The organism is Synechococcus sp. H55.2, from assembly GCF_047462495.1.
Taxonomy (GTDB): domain Bacteria; phylum Cyanobacteriota; class Cyanobacteriia; order Thermostichales; family Thermostichaceae; genus Thermostichus.
Genome location: NZ_JANSJH010000233.1, coordinates 1 through 655 on the forward strand (window position 1 = coordinate 1; position 655 = coordinate 655).

General features: G+C 56.5%; 1 pseudogene. It reads left to right on the forward strand.

The annotated features are described in order from the left end of the window. Positions 1-603, forward strand: a pseudogene (locus NW844_RS13090) (hypothetical protein); the annotation flags it as partial. Between the last annotated feature and the right edge of the window lie 52 nt (positions 604-655).

Genomic DNA, 655 nt, shown 5'->3' on the forward strand with positions numbered 1-655 from the left:
CCCGTCGATCAAGAAAACTTTGATCCCAAGGTGGATCCCCAGTCGCTGCTGGTCTGGCGCACCTTCCCTTCTGAGGAAGAGGAGCAGAATTGGATTGCCCAACAGATCGAGCGCGACCTGAAGCAGTGGAGTTTTCGGCCGGAAGATCTTCTAGTTACAAGTGTAGCCAGCTTCAGAGGGAGCAGACCCTACTGGGAAAGCCTAAAGGCCAGGCTCAAACAAAGAGGAATTAGCGCCCTCATTGCTGGCGAAGATGCCGATCGGGATATTTTCCGCTTGCCGGGGCACGTCACCCTGTCGGGGATCTTCCGGGCCAAGGGCAACGAAGCTTGGAAAGTCTACGTCTGCCAGTTTCAAAACGCCACCGAGCCGGGGCTAAGTGTAGAGGAGCAACTGCGCCGGCGCAATCAAGCTTTTGTGGCCTTGACACGCACCAAGATCTGGTGTGTGGTTACAGGGATCTCCCCCAAAGATCAACTGGCCCCCGCCTTCCAAGAGCTGCGGCAGGCCAAGGAGCAGTACCCCTACCTACGCTTCCCAGCTTTTAACAAGGGATCCCTGCGGCGGGTTCATGAGGTGGATCTGGACTTGGAAGGTGCTTGAAGAATTACCGTCTGCCCTCAAGCGAGCCCAGCTCTGCCATCGCTTTTGCCAT